Consider the following 16,275-nt stretch of genomic DNA (forward strand, 5'->3'; position numbering starts at 1 on the left):
GCAGCCGTGCTCGGGCCACGCGGCGGCCCGGTCAAGGCGTCGGAGCCCGAGGTCGCCTCGTAGAGTGCGGGTCGTGTCCTTCGTCGACGCGGCTGTGGCCCGCATGCCAGCACCGCTACAAAAGCTGGCGCTCGCCCACCGTGAGCTAGTCAAGTTCGCCATGGTCGGCGGCACGACCTTCATCGTGGACACCGCCGTCTTCTACCTGCTCAAGACCACGGTGCTGGCGGAGAAGCCGGTGACCGCCAAGATCTTCGCGGTGCTGGTGGCCACGATCCTGTCGTACGTGCTCAACCGCGAGTGGTCGTTCAAGGCGCGCGGTGGCCGCGAGACCCACCACGAGGCGGCGCTGTTCTTCGCCATCAGTGCGGTCGGCATGGGCATCAACGCCGCGCCGCTGTGGATCTCCAGCTACGTCTTCGAGCTGCGGGTGCCCAACGTGACCCCGCTCGAGGAGAACATCGCCGACTTCATCAGCGCGCAGATCATCGGCACGCTGCTGGCGATGGTGTTCCGCTGGTGGGCCTTCCGCAAGTTCGTCTTCCTCGAGCTGGAGGAGGAACTGGCGGCGGTGGAACCTCCCGGCGACGACCTGGCTGAGCGCGAGGCCAGCTGACCGTCCGAGCTCGCTGATCGTCCGAGCTCGCTGGGCGCTGCCTAGCGGGGCTCGCGCGCCACGGTGGCGGGCCGCTGGCTGGGCGTCGGCTCCGGGCCGGGCTCGCCGTCGGGGTGGGGCACGGTGAGGAACAGCGCGAACACCGGTGGTCGTGCCCTTCGCAGCTCCAGCCGTCCCCCGTCGGTCTCGGCCAGCGACCGGGCCAGCGCCAGCCCCACGCCGGTGGAGTCCGCCCCGCTGAACCCTCGCTCGAAGACGTGCCGGACCAGCTCGTCGGGCACGCCCGGTCCCTCGTCGGCCACCTCGATGAGCGCGGTGGGCTCCATGAACGAGTCGCTGCCGGGACCCAGGCGCCCGGGCACCAGCCGCATGGTGAGCCGCACCTCGCCCGCGCCGTGGGCCAGCGCGTTGTCCAGCAGCACGCCGACGGTCTCGCGCAGCCGCGCCTGGTTCACCCGGGCGGTGGCGCTCTCCGGCACGTCCACCCGCAGCACCCGGCCGGCGTCGGTGTAGAGCGGCTCCCACTCCGCCACCAGCTCGTGCAGCACCCGGGCGGCGTCGGTGGCGCCGGCGGCGGAGGTCCGCACCGCCCGCGAGGCGGTCACCATGTCGTTGATGGCGTTGGTCAGGCGGTCCACCTGGGCCAGCGCGGCCGCGGCCTCCTCCACCACCACCGGGTCGGCGTGGTCGGCCAGCTCGTCCAGGCGCAGCCGCACCGCCGTGAGCCGGCTGCGCAGCTGGTGGGACACGTCGCCGACCAGCTCGCGCTCGCGGCGCACCAGGGCGGCGAGCTCCGCGGCGGAGGAGTCCAGCACGTCGGAGACGCGGTCCAGCTCGGCGATGTCGTAGCGGGTGGGGTCGGCCCGGAAGTCCCCCGAGCCCAGCCGGGCCGCTCGGTGGGCGACGTCCATCAGCGGACCAGCCAGCCGCCGGGCGGTGATGGTGGAGATCAGCGCCCCGCCGCCGGTGGCCACCAGGATGACCACCAGCACCACCGCCATCGCCTGCAGCTGGGTGGTGCGCAGCCCGTCGCTGGGCACCTGCAGCTCCAGCGACCCGGTGCGCCCCAGGTCGAGCACCTGCACCACCGGGTTGGCCACCTCCGGCGCCCCGATCACCACGCTCTGCATGGCGCCGCTGCCGTCGGGGTAGGTGACCTGCAGCCGTCCGCCCGCAGGCAGGGCCAGGCCCAGCCGGTCGGTGTCCAGCACGCCGTCGATGCGGTTGTTGTCGCCCTCCTGGGCGGTGAGGTCGGCAGCCACCCGGTCCAGCCGCGCAGCCAGGTCACCGGTGGTGACGTCGTCCACCAGCCGCCAGGTGGTGAACATCAGCGGCACCCCCAGCAGCAGCGCGGTCAGTGCCACCACCAGCAGGGTGGACATCAGGATGCGACGGCGCATCAGGCAGCCACCGGATCAGATGAGGTTGAGGCGGAACCCGACGCCGCGGACGGTGGAGATGCGTCGGTCGAGGTCGCCGTTGTCCACGCTGACGCTGGCACCGCTGCTGTGCCCGCCGATCTTGCGGCGCAGCCACGACATGTGCATGTCCAGGGTCTTGGAGCCGCGCAGCGACGGGTCGCCCCACACCTCGGTGAGGATCTGCTCGCGGGTGACCACCTGGCCGGCGTGCTCCAGCAGCAGCTTGAGCAGCTCGTACTCCTTGTTGGCCAGGCTCACCTCGAGCCCGTCCACGTACACCCGCCGCGCGGCGTGGTCCAGCCGGATGCCGGCGATGTCGAGCACCTCGTCACCCCCGCTGCCGCGGCGGCGCAGCAGCGCCCGCACCCGGGCCATCAGCTCGGCCACCCGGAAGGGCTTGCCCACGTAGTCGTCGGCCCCGGCGTCCAGGCCCACCACGAAGTCCACCTCGTCGGTGCGCGCGGTCAACATGAGCACCGCGACGTCCGGACGCACGGTCCGCAACCGGCGGCACACCTCCAGCCCGTCCATGCCGGGCAGCCCCAGGTCGAGCACCAGCAGGTCGAAGTCACCAGTGGTGGCCTGCTTCAGCGTGTCCGGCCCGTCGGCCACCACCTCCACCGCGTAGCCCTCCCGCTGCAGGGCCCTGGCGAGCGGCACCGCGATGGCCTCGTCGTCCTCCGCGAGCAACACCTTCGTCACAAGAAGCCAGCCTATGCCTGCCCGAGCTTGGTGCGCTCAACGCTCGCTCTTTGCCGGGTCCGGCCACGCCTCGCGGTCGGGGTCGCGCTCCGCCGGGCCCCGGCCGCTGTCCAGCACCTCGTGGTAAAGCAGCGTGTGCACCCGCGCCACCTGCGGGATGTCGTCGAACTCCAGCGGCTCCTGCGACGCCGACTCCACGATCAGCGTGCCGGTGCGCAGCAGCCGGTCGGTGAGGCTGTGCCGGAAGCGGACGCTGTTGATGCGAGTGATCGGGATGTCCAGGCCCGAGCGGTGCAGCAGCCCCTGGCGCACCAGGATCCGACGATCGGTGAGCACGAAGTGGGTGGTGGCCCAGCGCAGGAACGGCAGCAGCGTCAGCCGCCCCACCGCTGCGGCGGCCAGCACGGCCAGCACCACCCAGCCGGCGTGCGCCCAGCTCTGGTTGCGCACCGCGGCCGCCAGGAAGCACGCCAGCCCCACCACGCCCAGCAGCGCCAGCACGGGGCCGACCAGCATCTTCCAGTGCGGGTGCCGGTGCAGCACCACCTGCTCCTCCGGCGCGAGGGCGTCCTCGGGGTATGCCACGAGACCTCCCAGGTCGACGACGGGCGCGGGGAACGCTACCGCTGCGCGGATCGCACGTGCGTCACGTCTCCGGCGGACAGGGCGTGGGTGCGCCCGGTGGCGTCGCGCACCACCAGGCGGCCGGTGGCGTCCACGTCCACCGCCTCTCCGGCGAGCTCTTCGCCGTGCGGCAGGTGCACCAGCACCTCCTGGCCCAGCGTGGAGCAGCGCGCCCGGTAGGCCTGCGCCAGCCCGGACAGCACCGGGTCCCCGGCCTTGCCGCGCCAGGCGCGCTCCTGCCGGGCCAGCTCGCGCAGCACCGCGCGCACCACCGGGTCGCGATCGGTGCAGGCGGACTGCTCCAGCGCCAGCGAGGTCGCGGTGGGCACGGGCAGCTCCTCGGCCCGCAGGCTGACGTTGAGGCCCAGCCCCACCACCACCACGGGGTCCGGCCCGGTGGCGGCCAGCTCGGCGAGGATGCCGCCCAGCTTGCGGCCGTGCACCAGCACGTCGTTGGGCCACTTCAGCGTCACCGGCACCTCGGCGATCTGCTGCACCGCCTCGGCCACCGCCACCCCGGTCAGCAGCGGCAGCCAGCCCAGCTGGTCCAGCGGCACACCGCGAGTGCGCAGCAGCACCGACAGGTTCACCCCGGCGCGCGGCGGGCTGGTCCACTGACGGGCGTGTCGGCCCCGGCCGGAAACCTGCTCCTCGGCGATGAGCACCGTCCGGTCCGCGGCCCCGGCCCGAGCGGCGTCGAGCAGGTCGGCGTTGGTGGACCCGGTGCTGGTCACCACGTCCAGGGCCGCCCACCCACCGGCCGGTTCCACCAGCGCCGAGCGCAGCGCCGCGGCGTCCAGCGGGGGCCTGTCCAGGTCTGTCCACATGCCTCGATGGTCCCACGTGCCGCCATGCTGACACCGACGCGAGCGCGCCCGATAGAGTCCGCGACATGACCAGTGCGACGGAGCAGGCGGAAGCGGTCTCTTCTGCCCCAGACATCCACACCACCGCAGGCAAGCTCGCCGATTTCCACCAGCGCGAGGAAGCCGCCATCCATGCCGGGTCGGCCAAGGCCGCCGAGAAGGCGCACGAGATGGGCAAGATGACCGCCCGCGAGCGCATCGAGGCCCTGCTCGACCCCGGCTCGTTCGTGGAGCTGGACGCGCTGGCGCGGCACCGCTCCACCAACTTCGGGTTGGAGAAGAACCGCCCCCTCGGTGACGGCGTCGTCACCGGCTACGGCACCATCGACGGCCGCGAGGTGTGCCTGTTCAGCCAGGACGCCACCGTCTTCGGCGGCAGCCTCGGTGAGGTCTACGGCGAGAAGATCGTCAAGGTCATGGACCTGGCCATCAAGACCGGGCGCCCGCTGGTCGGCATCAACGAGGGCGCCGGCGCCCGCATCCAGGAGGGCGTGGTCTCCCTCGGCCTCTACGGCGAGATCTTCCTGCGCAACGTGCACGCCTCCGGCGTCATCCCGCAGATCTCCCTGATCATGGGCCCCTGCGCCGGTGGTCACGTCTACTCCCCCGCGCTCACCGACTTCATCGTGATGGTCGACCAGACCAGCCAGATGTTCATCACCGGCCCAGACGTCATCAAGACCGTGACCGGCGAGGACGTCACCATGGAGGAGCTGGGTGGCGCGCGCACGCACAACAGCAAGTCCGGTGTCGCCCACTACATGGGCAGCGACGAGCAGGACGCGCTGGACTACGTCAAGGAGCTGCTCAGCTACCTGCCGAGCAACAACCTCTCCGAGGCCCCCCGCTTCCCCGCGCCGCCGCTGACCGAGGGCTCCATCGCCGACAACGTCACCGAGGCCGACCTCGAGCTGGACACGCTGATCCCGGACTCCGCGAACCAGCCCTACGACATGCACGAGGTCATCTCCCGCATTGTCGACGACGGCGAGTTCCTCGAGGTCCAGTCGCTGTGGGCGCCGAACATCCTGGTCGGCTACGCCCGGGTGGAGGGCCGCAGCGTCGGCATCGTCGCCAACCAGCCCACCCAGTTCGCCGGCTGCCTGGACATCGACGCCAGCGAGAAGGCCGCCCGCTTCGTGCGCACCTGCGACGCCTTCAACGTCCCGGTGCTGACCCTGGTGGACGTGCCCGGCTTCCTGCCCGGCACCGAGCAGGAGTACATGGGCATCATCCGGCGCGGCGCCAAGCTGATCTACGCCTACGCCGAGGCCACCGTCCCCAAGGTCACCGTCATCACCCGCAAGGCCTACGGCGGCGCGTACGACGTGATGGGCTCCAAGCACCTCGGTGCCGACGTGAACCTGTCCTGGCCCACCGGCCAGATCGCCGTGATGGGTGCCTCCGGCGCGGTGGGCATCGTGCACCGTCGCAAGCTGGCGGCGGCCAAGGCGGCCGGCGAGGACGTCGACGCCCTGCACCAGCGGCTGCAGCAGGAGTACGAGGACACCCTCGTCAACCCCTACATCGGCGCCGAGCGCGGCTACGTCGACGCGGTCATCCAGCCCTCGCACACCCGTGGCCAGGTGGCTCGTGCGCTCAAGATCCTGGAGAGCAAGCGGGAGACGCTGCCGCCCAAGAAGCACGGGAACATCCCCCTGTGAGCGAGGACGCCGTGAGCGAAGGTACCGACGCGCAGGAGGCCACCCCGGCTCCTGAGCAGCCGCAGGCGGAGCCGATGCTGCGGGTGCTGCGTGGCCAGCCGACCGACGCCGAGCTGGCCGCGCTGGTGCTCGTGGTGGCGGCGGCCAGCTCCTCGCCGGAGCCCGAGCCCAAGCCCCGCTCGCTGTGGAACGACCCGGCGCTGCTGCTGCGCTCCTCGGCGATGCCGTCGTCGAGCGCGTGGACCTCGCCAGTCCGGGCGCGCTGACGCACTCGTGACCACCACCCTGGTGCTGGCCTCCGCCTCACCGGCTCGCCTCGCCGTGCTCCGCGCGGCCGGGGTGCAGCCGGTGGTGCGGGTCTCCGGGGTGGACGAGGACGCCCTCGTCGCCGAGCTGGGCGAGGCGCCACCGGAGGCAGTGGTGACGGCGCTGGCCCAGGCCAAGGCCGCCGACGTGGTCGCCGCCCTGGGCGCAGACCCCCTGCTGCACGACGCCGTCGTGGTCGGCTGCGACTCCATGCTGCACATCGGCGGCACCCTGGTGGGCAAGCCGGGCACCACCGAGGTGGCCCGCCAGCGGTGGGGCGCGATGGCCGGCGGCAGCGGGGAGCTGCTCACCGGCCACTCGGTGCTGCGGGTGCGCGAGGGCGCGGTGACCAGCCAGGCCACCGGGGTAGGGCGCACCGTGGTGCGCTTCGCCGACCCGTCCGAGGCGGAGCTGCAGGCCTACCTGGCCACCGGTGAGCCGCTGCGGGTGGCCGGCTCGTTCACCCTGGACGGGCTGGGCGGCTGGTTCGTGGACGGCATCGACGGCGACCCCTCCAGCGTCATCGGCATCGGGCTGCCCCTGCTGCGCGGACTGCTCGCCGAGGTGGGCGTCGCGGTGCACACCCTCTGGGCGCCCGCCGGAGCCTGACCCTGCCCGACTCAGCACTGCCCGACCGAACCTCCTGATGGCGTGGGGACAGGGATCGGCGGGTGTCGGGTCCTCGTTCGACCCGGCACCCGCCGTCTCGCCGCGGCGCTGCGGCCGCTCGCCCCTGCCCGGCTCAGTCCGCCGGGAGCTGTTCGAACCCGTCGGGCGACACCGCCACCACCTGGCCGGCACCCGGCCCCGCCAGCGACATCGCGGTGGCGTACAGGGTCCCGTCCGAGAACGTGATCCCCAGCGGCATGGGCACCGCCGCGGCATAGCGTCCGCCCCCGTCCGGGTCGATCTTCACGATGCGCCCCGGCGGTGGGGCGTCCGGCGGGGGCTGCTCCCCCTCCGGCGCCCCGTAGGTCACCTCGGTGACGTACACCGCCCCGTCCGGACCCACGGCCACGCCGGTGGGCCCGTCCAGCCCGGTGATGGTGTTCTCCAGCGCTCCGGTGGCCGGGTTGATCACGTACACCCGGCCCTCCCCGGGCACCCCGGCGGTGAAGGCGCTGACGTAGAGGCTGCCCTCCGGACCGAAGGCCAGCCCGGTGGGCACCGAGTCGCAGCCCGGTGTCTCCGGCGAGTTGTTGGGCAGGCCCGCGCACGCGCCGGTGTTCACCGTCGGTGGGACGAACAGCGTGCGCACGTTGCCGAGGAAGTCGACCGCCAGCACGTCGTTGGCACCGCCGTCGGCGATGTAGGCGTCCTCGAAGTAGCCGCGCTTGAGGACGCGGAACGGGTTGGACAACGCGTCCAGCAGCTCGCCGTTCGGCCCCTCCTGCAGCTGGCCGTCCGGGTTGTTGGCCCGCTCGTAAGCGGTGAGGTCCGCGACCTTCTGCGGCGGTCCGAACAGGTTGGCCAGGTACAGCGACGCCGGGTCGGGTGAGCCCGCGGGCAGCGGCGGTGCCTCGGTGCCCGGCTCCGGCGCACCGGTGACGAAGGGCAGCTGGCCCCACGGCACGGTGGCGCTGGCGATCCCGCCCAGGTTCTGCACCAGCGGGACGCTGAGCTGCAGCGGGGGCAGCACGGCGGTGACCTGGCCGGCGCCGGCCTCGGTGACGTAGAGCAGACCCAGCGGGCCGCCCTGCACGTCGTAGGGGTTGTTCAACCCGCCGACGACCACCGAGTACGGGGGTGGCGGCCCGGTCTCCTGCGCGTGGACGCTGGGTGCCGCCACCAGCGCCATCGCGGTCGCCGCAGCTGCGGTGCACACCGCCGCTGTCCGCCTCCGTCGTGTGTTTCCCCGCATGCCGGCCCCCTGGATGTGAAGTTGGTGTGAGCAACGTAACGTGGCGCTGGCGCGTTGACAAGGTCGTCAGCCCTCTGACCTGGGGATATGCAGCGCGCCAAGGGTTTCCTCGAGCAACCGCCGGGCCGCGCGGGAATCCGTCGGCCACCTGTGGCAACGTCAGCACTGCATGCGCCACGTTGGCGCACACACACGTTTGCCTTGGAGGTAGCTGTGCCCGTCGCTGCGGAACAGAACGCCGAGCTCGCCGACTACGCCCATCCCGAGCGCCTGGTGTCCACCGGCTGGGTGGCCGAGCACCTGGGCGAGCCCGGCCTGAAGATCGTCGAGTCCGACGAGGACGTGCTGCTCTACGAGAGCGGCCACATCCCCGGCTCGGTCAAGATCGACTGGCACACCGACCTCAACGACCCGGTCACCCGGGACTACGTCGACGGCGAGGGCTTTGCCCGGCTGATGGCCAGCAAGGGCATCAGCCGCGACGACACCGTGGTGATCTACGGCGACAAGAGCAACTGGTGGGCCGCCTACGCCCTCTGGGTCTTCACCCTCTTCGGCCACCCCGACGTGCGGCTGATGAACGGCGGCCGCACGCTGTGGCAGGCCGAGGGCCGCGAGCTCACCCGGGACAAGCCCACCGTCACCCCCGCCGAGTACCCGGTGGTGCAGCGCTCCGACGAGGCCATCCGCGCCTTCAAGGACGACGTGCTCGCCCACCTGGGCCGCGGTCCCCTCATCGACGTCCGCTCGGTGCCGGAGTACACCGGCGAGCGCACCCACATGCCTGACTACCCGGAGGAGGGCGCCCTGCGGGGTGGACACATCCCCTCCGCCGCCAGCGTCCCGTGGGCCAAGGCCGCCGCGGAGGACGGTCGCTTCAAGTCCCGCGCCGAGCTGGAGGCGGTGTACCAGGACGAGGCCGGCCTCACCCCCGGTGACGACGTGATCGCCTACTGCCGCATCGGTGAGCGCTCCAGCCACACCTGGTTCGTGCTCACCCACCTGCTGGGCTACGACAAGGTGCGCAACTACGACGGGTCCTGGACCGAGTGGGGCAACATGGTCCGGGTGCCGATCGTGCGCGGCGCGGAGCGCGGGGAGGTCCCAACCTCGTGACCCTGCCCGCCAAGCTGACCGAGATCATCGAGGACTTCGAGGCCGTCGAGGGTCAGGACAAGCTGCAGCTGCTGCTGGAGCTCAGCGACGAGCTGCCCGCCCTGCCCGCCGAGCTGGCCGAGCACCCGGAGCTGCTCGAGCCGGTGCCGGAGTGCCAGACGCCGCTGTTCCTCAAGGTCGACGCCGCCGACGCCGAGCACGTGCGGCTGTACTTCTCCGCCCCGCCGGAGTCGCCCACCACCCGCGGGTTCGCCTCGATCCTGCACCAGGGCCTGGACGGGGAGAGCCGGCAGACCGTGCTCGCCGTGCCGGAGGACTTCTACCTCGCCTTCGGCCTGGGCGAGGCGGTCAGCCCGTTGCGCCTGCGCGGGCTCTCCGCGATGCTCAGCCGGATCAAGCGTCAGGTCCGCGAGGCTCAGCAAGCCTGAGCAGCAGCTGGTCGCTCGTCCAGCCCGGTTCTCCCGTCCCTCCAGAGAGGTTCCGCATGCGCGCCGTCCAGATCACCAGCCTCGAAGGTCCCGAGGCAGTCGAGGTCGCCGAGGTGGCCGAGCCGAAGCAGGACGACGCGCTGGTGCGGGTGCAGGTGCACGCCGCCGGGGTCGCCTTTCCCGACGCGCTGCTCACCCGCGGGCTCTACCAGTACAAGCCCGAGCCGCCGTTCACCCCGGGCAGCGAGGTGGCCGGGGTGGTGCTGTCGGCGCCGGAGGGCAGCGGCTTCACCCCGGGCGACCGGGTGGTGGGGCTGACCGGCATGGGTGACGGCATGGCCGAGGTGGCCAACCTGTCCCCGGACATGACCTTCCCGCTGCCCGATGCCGTCTCCATGGCTGCTGGTGCTGGCCTGTTGTTCAACGACCTCACTGTGCACTTCGCGCTGGGCAAGCGCGGTCGGCTGGCCGACGGCGAGACGGTGCTGGTGCACGGCGCCGCCGGCGGCATCGGCACCTCCACGCTGCGGATGGCCAAGCTGCTCGGCGCCGCGCGCACCATCGCGGTGGTGAGCACCGAGGCCAAGGTGGCCACCGCCCGCGAGGCCGGCGCCGACGAGGTGGTGCTGGCCGAGGGCTGGCTGGCCCAGGTGAAGGAGCTCACCGGCGGCACCGGCGTCGACGTCATCCTCGACCCCGTCGGCGGCGACCGCTTCACCGACAGCATCCGTGCCCTCGCCCCTGCCGGTCGGCTGGTGGTGGTCGGCTTCACCGGCGGTGACATCCCCACCGTCAAGGTGAACCGGCTGCTGCTCAACAACGTGGACGTGGTGGGGGCCGGCTGGGGCGCGTGGTTCATGACGCACCCCGGGTACGTGTCGTCGCAGTGGGCGCAGATCCAGCCGTGGCTGGCCTCTGGGGAGCTGAGCGCACCGCAGCCCTCGGTGTTCCCGCTGGAGCAGGCTGCCGACGCCATCGGTGCGCTGGAGCGCCGCGAGGCGCTGGGCAAGGTCGTGCTCACCCTGCGCTGAGCCGCGCGCAGGGGCTGGTCAGCGCGGCAGCCGACGCGCATGCTGGCTGGCACGAGCGAGCAGCCAGCCGGCCGAGACGCCCACCACGAGTGGGGGCTGCGCCACTGCTGACCGGTGGCCACTGCCCAGCTCGGCTGGTCCGGCGTGACCACCGAGCGGGAGCCCCGCGCGGCGTGGACCGGGGCAGGTGCGACGATGAGTCCCGCCTGCAGAGCCGTGGCTGCCGCGACACGACGTGCGCGGCAACCACCTCGTGAGCAGCCAGCGACATCGGCTGCCTAGACTCCACAGGCAAACTCCCGCGATCCCCGCCGTGGCGATCGCCCGCGACGACAGGAGGCTTCGTGCCGACTCCAGGCTCAGCGCCCACCCAGGACAGCGCAGCGATCACGAAGGTGCTCGTCGCCAACCGTGGCGAGATCGCGGTCCGCGTCATCCGTGCCTGCGCCGACTCGGGCATCAGCAGCGTCGCCGTCTACGCCGAGCCGGACGCGGACGCCCCGCACGTGCGCCTGGCCGACGAGGCCTTCGCGCTCGGTGGCCAGACCGGAGCCGACTCCTACCTCAACATCGAGAAGCTCCTCGACGCCGCGAAGAAGTCCGGCGCGGACGCGATCCACCCCGGCTACGGCTTCCTCTCCGAGAACGCCGACTTCGCCCAGGCCGTCATCGACGCCGACCTCATCTGGATCGGCCCGAGCCCGCAGTCCATCCGCGACCTCGGCGACAAGGTGACCGCCCGCCACATCGCCACCCGCGCGGGCGCGCCCCTGGTCCCCGGCACCAACGACCCGGTGGCCAACGCCGACGAGGTCGTGGCCTTCGCCAAGGAGCACGGCCTGCCCGTCGCCATCAAGGCCGCCTTCGGTGGCGGTGGCCGCGGCATGAAGGTCGCCCGCAGCATCGAGGAGATCCCCGAGCTGTTCGACTCCGCCACCCGCGAGGCCGTCAGCGCCTTCGGTCGCGGCGAGTGCTTCGTGGAGCGCTACCTGGACAAGCCCCGCCACGTGGAGGCGCAGGTCCTGGCCGACATGCACGGCAACGTCATCGTCGTCGGCACCCGCGACTGCTCCCTGCAGCGCCGCTTCCAGAAGCTGGTGGAGGAGGCCCCCGCGCCGTTCCTCACCGACGAGCAGCGCAAGGAGATCCACACCAGCGCCAAGGCCATCTGCAAGGAGGCCAGCTACTACGGTGCCGGCACGGTGGAGTACCTGGTGGGCCAGGACGGGCTCATCTCCTTCCTCGAGGTGAACACCCGCCTGCAGGTGGAGCACCCGGTGAGCGAGGAGACCACCGGCATGGACCTGGTGCGTGCCCAGTTCCGCATCGCCGAGGGCAAGGCCCTGGAGATCACCGAGGACCCCGAGCCCCGCGGGCACTCCTTCGAGTTCCGCCTCAACGGTGAGGACGTGGGCCGCGGCTTCCTGCCCGCCCCCGGCACCGTCACCCGCTTCGTCCCGCCCGCCGGCCCCGGCGTGCGCAACGACGTGGGTGTGGAGAGCGGCAGCGTCATCGGCGGCCAGTTCGACTCCATGCTCGGCAAGCTGATCGTCAGCGGCGCCGACCGCAAGCAGGCGCTGGAGCGCTCCCGCCGCGCCCTCGACGAGCTCGTCGTCGAGGGCATGGCCACCGTGGTGCCCTTCCACCGGCTGGTCGTCCGCGACCCCGCCTTCATCGGCACCGACGAGGGCTTCGACGTGCACACCCGCTGGATCGAGACCGAGTGGGAGAACACCGTCGAGCCCTTCGGCGGCGCGGTTCCCGCCGACGACGACACCACCCCCCGCCAGACCGTGGTGGTCGAGGTGGGCGGACGCCGCCTGGAGGTGTCGCTGCCCGGCGACCTCGCCCTCGGTGGCGGCGGTGGCGCGGCTGCGGCCAAGAAGCCCAAGTCCCGCAAGCGTTCCGGTGGTGGCGCTGCCGCATCGGGCAACTCGGTGGTGGCGCCCATGCAGGGCACCGTCGTCAAGGTTGCCGTGGAGGAGGGCCAGCAGGTCACCGCGGGCGAGCTCATCGCGGTGCTCGAGGCGATGAAGATGGAGAACCCGGTCACCGCCCACAAGGACGGCACCATCTCCGGCCTCTCCGTCGAGCCCGGCGCGGCGGTCACCCAGGGCACCGTGCTCTGCGAGCTGAACGACTAGCAGCACCTGATCGACTCACCGGCCCTGCCCCGCGAGCTTCGCGAGGCAGGGCCGGTGCACGTTCGGCCCGAGACCCGACCAGACCAGCCCCGAGGGAGCCCCGACCGTGGAGCCGATCGAGATCAACGCCGGCACCTGGTACCTGCGCGCGCTGCGCGCCGACGAGCGGGTGGACGACTGCGCCACGCTGCTGACCACCGCGGACGACCCCGCCACCCTGCGCCACGCCCCTGAGCTGGTGGTGCGCACCCGGGAGGAGGCGGTGGCCTCGGTGGCGCGGCGCGTCACGCAGTGGGCCGACGAGACCGGTTTCTCCTGGGCCGTGTGCGAGCCCACCACCGGGGAGATGCTCGCCGAGGTGCGGCTGCGCAACGTCGACCACACCCACCGCAGCGCGGAGCTGGCCTGCTGGACCGCGCCGGCACACCGCCGCCGCGGCGTCATGGGCACCGCCGCCGGAGCGGTCACCCGGCTGGCCCTGGCCCCAGAGCGGCTGGGCGGGCTGGGCCTGCACCGGCTCAGCTACCTGCACACCGCGGACAACCCCGCCGCCGCGACGATCGCGCTGCGCTGCGGCATGACCGCCGAGGGTCGCCTGCGCCAGGCGGCGCTGCTCGACGACGAGTGGCAAGACGTGCTGCTGCACGCCCGGCTGGCCACCGACTAGGCCTGGTCGGAGCAGCCGTCAGGGCGGCTCAGGTCAGCGGCTCGGCGATCTTCTCCCGCGCCTCGGGGGCGGCGGCGCGCAGCGCGTCCGCCGCAGCGTCGGTGAGCTCGGTCTGCGACTCCACCTCGGCGTGCACCCGCGACGTGTAGGTCTCCACCTCCCTCGTGGTGGTCGCCTCGTCCCACCCGAGCACCGGGGCCAGCAGCTCAGCCGCCTCCCTGGCGCAGTCCACGCCGCGGTGGTCGTACTCGATGGAGATGCGGGTGCGCCGGGCCAGCACGTCCTCCAGGTGCAGCGCGCCCTCGGCCGCAGCGCCGTACACCACCTCCACCCGCAGGTAGTCCGGCGCCTTCGCGAGGGGACGCAACAGGCTCGGGTCGTCGGCGGCCAGCGCGAGCACCTGGTCGATCTCCGAGCCGTACCGGTCGAGCAGGTGGCGCACCCGGTAGGGGTGCAGCCCGTGGCGCTCACCCACCTGCTGTGCCTGGTTCACCAGCGCGTAGTAGCCGTCCGCGCCCAGCAGCGGGACCTTGTCGGTCACCGAGTCCGCCACCCGGGTGGGCACGTCCTCGGCGGCGACGTCCACGGCATCGGCGCCCATCACCCGGTAGGTGGTGTACTTGCCGCCGGCGATGGCCACCAGCCCCGGCGCGACGCGGGCCACGGCGTGCTCGCGGGAGAGCTTGGAGCTCTGCTCGCTCTCCCCCGCCAGCAGCGGGCGCAGGCCGGCGTAGACGCCCTCGATGTCGGCGGGGGTCAGCGGCACCGCCAGCACCCGGTTGACGTGGTCGAGCAGGTAGTCGATGTCGGCACGGGTGGCCGCCGGGTGCGCCAGGTCGAGGTTCCAGTCGGTGTCGGTGGTGCCGATGATCCAGTGGTGGCCCCACGGGATGACGAACAGCACCGAGGTCTCGGTGCGCAGGATCATCGCCGCCTCGCTCACGATCTTGTCCCGACCCACCACGACGTGCACGCCCTTGGAGGCCCGCACCTTGAACCGCCCACGCCCGCCGGCGACGTGCTGCAGCTCGTCGGTCCACACACCGGTGGCGTTGATGACGGCGTGGCCGTGCACCTCGGTCTCCCGACCGTCCTCGGAGTCGCGCACCCGCACCCCGCTGATCCGGTCGGCCTCGCGGAGGAACCCCACCACCTGGGTGGAGGTGCGCACAACCGCGCCGTAGTGCGCCGCCGTGCGGGCCACCGTCATGGTGTGCCGGGCGTCGTCCACCACGGTGTCGTAGTAGCGGATGCCGCCGACCAGCGCCTTGGGCTTGAGCCCCGGAGCCAGCCGCAGCGCTGCCGCCCGGGTGAGGTGGTGCTGGCGCGGCACCGACTTGGCCCCGCCCATGGTGTCGTAGAGGAACATCCCCGCCGCCACGTACGGGCGCTCCCACACCCGGTGGGTGAGCGGGTAGAGGAACTTCAGCGGCTTGACCAGGTGCGGGGCCAGGGTGGACAGCGACAGCTCCCGCTCGTGCAGCGCCTCGCGCACCAGGCCGAACTCCAGCTGCTCCAGGTAGCGCAGGCCACCGTGGAACATCTTGGACGAGCGGCTGGACGTGCCCGACGCCAGGTCGCGCGCCTCCACCAGGGCCACCCGCAGCCCTCGGGTGGCCGCGTCCAGCGCCGCGCCCGCGCCCACCACCCCACCGCCGATGACGATCACGTCGAACTGCTCGGCACCCAGCTTCTCCCAGGCCTCCGCACGCTCGCGCGGGCCCAACACTCCATCTCGCTGCTGCTCGGTCAAGTCGGCTCCCTGGGTCGGACGTGCCTGCCTGCGGTGCACCGTGTCGTCGTGCTGCTGCCTCCGCCGCGCCGCGTGGTCACTCCTCGGACGCGAGCGGGTCGGTCTCGTCAGCACGGTGCCGGGGGGCGTCGAAGGCGTCGTCGGACGCCTGCAGTGCCGACCTGGCGTGCAGCACGTCACCGATGAACCAATCGTAGATGAGCACGCCGACCACGCCCCCGACCAGCGGACCCACGATGGGTATCCAGAAGTACCAGCTGAAGGCGCCCGGCACCGTTCCCGGCAGCGCCACCTCGCCCCACCCGGCGAAGAACGCGAACAGCCGCGGCCCGAAGTCGCGGGCAGGGTTGATGGCGTACCCGGCGTTGGCGCCGAAGGACATCCCGATCGCGGCCACCACCAGACCGACCAGCAGCGGGCCGAGGTTGGCCCGCACCGCCTGGTTGCGCAGGTCGACCACCGCCGCCACGAAGACGATGAGGAACGCGGTGCCCACCACCTGGTCGATCAGCGGTCCGGCGATGGCGCCCTCGAAGTACGGCGCAGGCACGGTGCCGAAGATGGAGAAGGTGGTGTTGCCGCCGGCGGAGCTCCTGGTGGCCCCCACCGCGGCGTTGTACGCGTCGATCGCGTCGTAGTAGACCAGGTAGACCAGCGCGGCTCCGAGGAAGGCACCGACCACCTGGGAGCCCATGTAGGGCGCGACCTTGCGCCAGGCGAACCCGCGGCGCACGGCGAACGCCAGGGTGACCGCGGGGTTGAGGTGCGCCCCGCTCACGCCGCCGGCCACGTACACCCCGAAGGCCACGGCCAGCGCCCAGCCCCAGGTGATCAGCAGCCAGTCACCGGCACCCAGGAAGAACGTGGTGGGGCTCTCGGTGCGCTCGGAGCCGGGCAGCCCCGCCACGGCCATCGCCACCACGCCGTTGCCGAAGGAGATGAGCACGAAGGTGCCCAGGCCCTCGGCCAGGCACTCCCCCCAGGTCCCGCCCAGCCGCTTCAGCCCGCTGCCCTGGCGAACGGCTCGTCGCAGCGGAGTCACGTCGGTCATGGCCTCGCCTCCCGGCACTGCCTTC

The 16,275-nt window shown here is 72.4% G+C and carries 16 protein-coding genes; 9 read left to right on the forward strand and 7 right to left on the reverse strand.

Going from position 1 to position 16,275, the window contains the following annotated elements; translation table 11 throughout:
• Window positions 1-73: 73 nt before the first annotated feature.
• Window positions 74-616: a GtrA family protein gene (locus AC3YNX_RS00585; RefSeq protein WP_489994307.1), complete on the forward strand. Its 543-nt coding sequence runs from the start codon at window positions 74-76 to the stop codon at window positions 614-616.
• 41 nt (window positions 617-657) lie between these two features.
• On the opposite strand, the gene AC3YNX_RS00590 is transcribed toward AC3YNX_RS00585, so the two are convergent.
• The 4 genes from AC3YNX_RS00590 to AC3YNX_RS00605 are packed head-to-tail and all read right to left on the reverse strand — an operon-like array spanning window position 658 to window position 4,190.
• Entirely contained in the window at window positions 658-2,016 is a 1,359-nt protein-coding gene (locus AC3YNX_RS00590; protein ID WP_489994308.1) for a sensor histidine kinase, read from the reverse strand.
• 15 nt (window positions 2,017-2,031) lie between these two features.
• Window positions 2,032-2,739 carry a response regulator transcription factor gene (locus AC3YNX_RS00595; protein WP_127783861.1) on the reverse strand — a complete coding sequence of 236 codons (708 nt, stop codon included), beginning with the start codon at window positions 2,737-2,739 and terminating at the stop codon, window positions 2,032-2,034.
• Window positions 2,740-2,775: 36 nt separating this feature from the next.
• The gene (locus AC3YNX_RS00600) at window positions 2,776-3,324 is read right to left on the reverse strand and encodes a PH domain-containing protein (protein WP_489981816.1); all 549 of its coding nucleotides are present in this window, start codon (window positions 3,322-3,324) and stop codon (window positions 2,776-2,778) included.
• A gap of 35 nt (window positions 3,325-3,359) precedes the next feature.
• Complete coding sequence (locus AC3YNX_RS00605; protein ID WP_127783863.1) at window positions 3,360-4,190, reverse strand: biotin--[acetyl-CoA-carboxylase] ligase; 831 nt, start codon at window positions 4,188-4,190, stop codon at window positions 3,360-3,362.
• A gap of 65 nt (window positions 4,191-4,255) precedes the next feature.
• Between AC3YNX_RS00605 and AC3YNX_RS00610 the strand changes: the two genes are divergently transcribed.
• From AC3YNX_RS00610 to AC3YNX_RS00620, 3 genes are read left to right on the forward strand one after another with little or no spacing between them, the layout of a single operon-like run.
• A complete protein-coding gene (locus AC3YNX_RS00610; RefSeq protein WP_489994309.1) occupies window positions 4,256-5,893 on the forward strand; it encodes an acyl-CoA carboxylase subunit beta in 1,638 nt (545 codons plus the stop codon).
• Window positions 5,890-6,159 carry an acyl-CoA carboxylase epsilon subunit gene (locus AC3YNX_RS00615; RefSeq protein WP_489994310.1) on the forward strand — a complete coding sequence of 90 codons (270 nt, stop codon included), beginning with the start codon at window positions 5,890-5,892 and terminating at the stop codon, window positions 6,157-6,159. The genes AC3YNX_RS00610 and AC3YNX_RS00615 overlap by 4 nt, the downstream gene beginning before the upstream one ends.
• A 7-nt stretch (window positions 6,160-6,166) precedes the next feature.
• Window positions 6,167-6,808, forward strand: a complete 642-nt coding sequence (locus tag AC3YNX_RS00620) for a Maf family protein (protein ID WP_241248955.1) — start codon at window positions 6,167-6,169, stop codon at window positions 6,806-6,808.
• A gap of 133 nt (window positions 6,809-6,941) precedes the next feature.
• On the opposite strand, the gene AC3YNX_RS00625 is transcribed toward AC3YNX_RS00620, so the two are convergent.
• On the reverse strand, window positions 6,942-8,024 hold the full coding sequence (locus tag AC3YNX_RS00625; RefSeq protein ID WP_489994311.1) for a ScyD/ScyE family protein: 1,083 nt from the start codon (window positions 8,022-8,024) through the stop codon (window positions 6,942-6,944).
• 249 nt (window positions 8,025-8,273) lie between these two features.
• Here AC3YNX_RS00625 and AC3YNX_RS00630 point away from each other — a divergent pair, with 249 nt between their 5' ends.
• From AC3YNX_RS00630 to AC3YNX_RS00650, 5 genes are all read left to right on the forward strand, one after another.
• On the forward strand, window positions 8,274-9,176 hold the full coding sequence (locus AC3YNX_RS00630; protein ID WP_489994312.1) for a sulfurtransferase: 903 nt from the start codon (window positions 8,274-8,276) through the stop codon (window positions 9,174-9,176).
• Entirely contained in the window at window positions 9,173-9,604 is a 432-nt protein-coding gene (locus AC3YNX_RS00635; RefSeq protein ID WP_127783866.1) for a SufE family protein, read from the forward strand. The genes AC3YNX_RS00630 and AC3YNX_RS00635 overlap by 4 nt, the downstream gene beginning before the upstream one ends.
• A 56-nt stretch (window positions 9,605-9,660) precedes the next feature.
• Window positions 9,661-10,635: an NADPH:quinone oxidoreductase family protein gene (locus tag AC3YNX_RS00640; protein WP_489994313.1), complete on the forward strand. Its 975-nt coding sequence runs from the start codon at window positions 9,661-9,663 to the stop codon at window positions 10,633-10,635.
• A gap of 344 nt (window positions 10,636-10,979) precedes the next feature.
• Window positions 10,980-12,779, forward strand: coding sequence for an acetyl/propionyl/methylcrotonyl-CoA carboxylase subunit alpha (locus AC3YNX_RS00645; RefSeq protein ID WP_127783868.1), 1,800 nt, complete (start codon window positions 10,980-10,982; stop codon window positions 12,777-12,779).
• Between the two features lie 106 nt (window positions 12,780-12,885).
• A complete protein-coding gene (locus AC3YNX_RS00650) occupies window positions 12,886-13,446 on the forward strand; it encodes a GNAT family N-acetyltransferase (protein ID WP_489981824.1) in 561 nt (186 codons plus the stop codon).
• A 28-nt stretch (window positions 13,447-13,474) separates the two neighbouring features.
• On the opposite strand, the gene AC3YNX_RS00655 is transcribed toward AC3YNX_RS00650, so the two are convergent.
• Both AC3YNX_RS00655 and AC3YNX_RS00660 read right to left on the reverse strand, forming a co-directional pair.
• Window positions 13,475-15,199 carry a glycerol-3-phosphate dehydrogenase/oxidase gene (locus tag AC3YNX_RS00655; protein WP_489994314.1) on the reverse strand — a complete coding sequence of 575 codons (1,725 nt, stop codon included), beginning with the start codon at window positions 15,197-15,199 and terminating at the stop codon, window positions 13,475-13,477.
• Window positions 15,200-15,275: 76 nt separating this feature from the next.
• Window positions 15,276-16,250 carry an MIP/aquaporin family protein gene (locus AC3YNX_RS00660; RefSeq protein WP_127783871.1) on the reverse strand — a complete coding sequence of 325 codons (975 nt, stop codon included), beginning with the start codon at window positions 16,248-16,250 and terminating at the stop codon, window positions 15,276-15,278.
• Window positions 16,251-16,275: the final 25 nt, after the last annotated feature.

This window comes from Rhodococcus sp. Z13_19A (assembly GCF_058133575.1).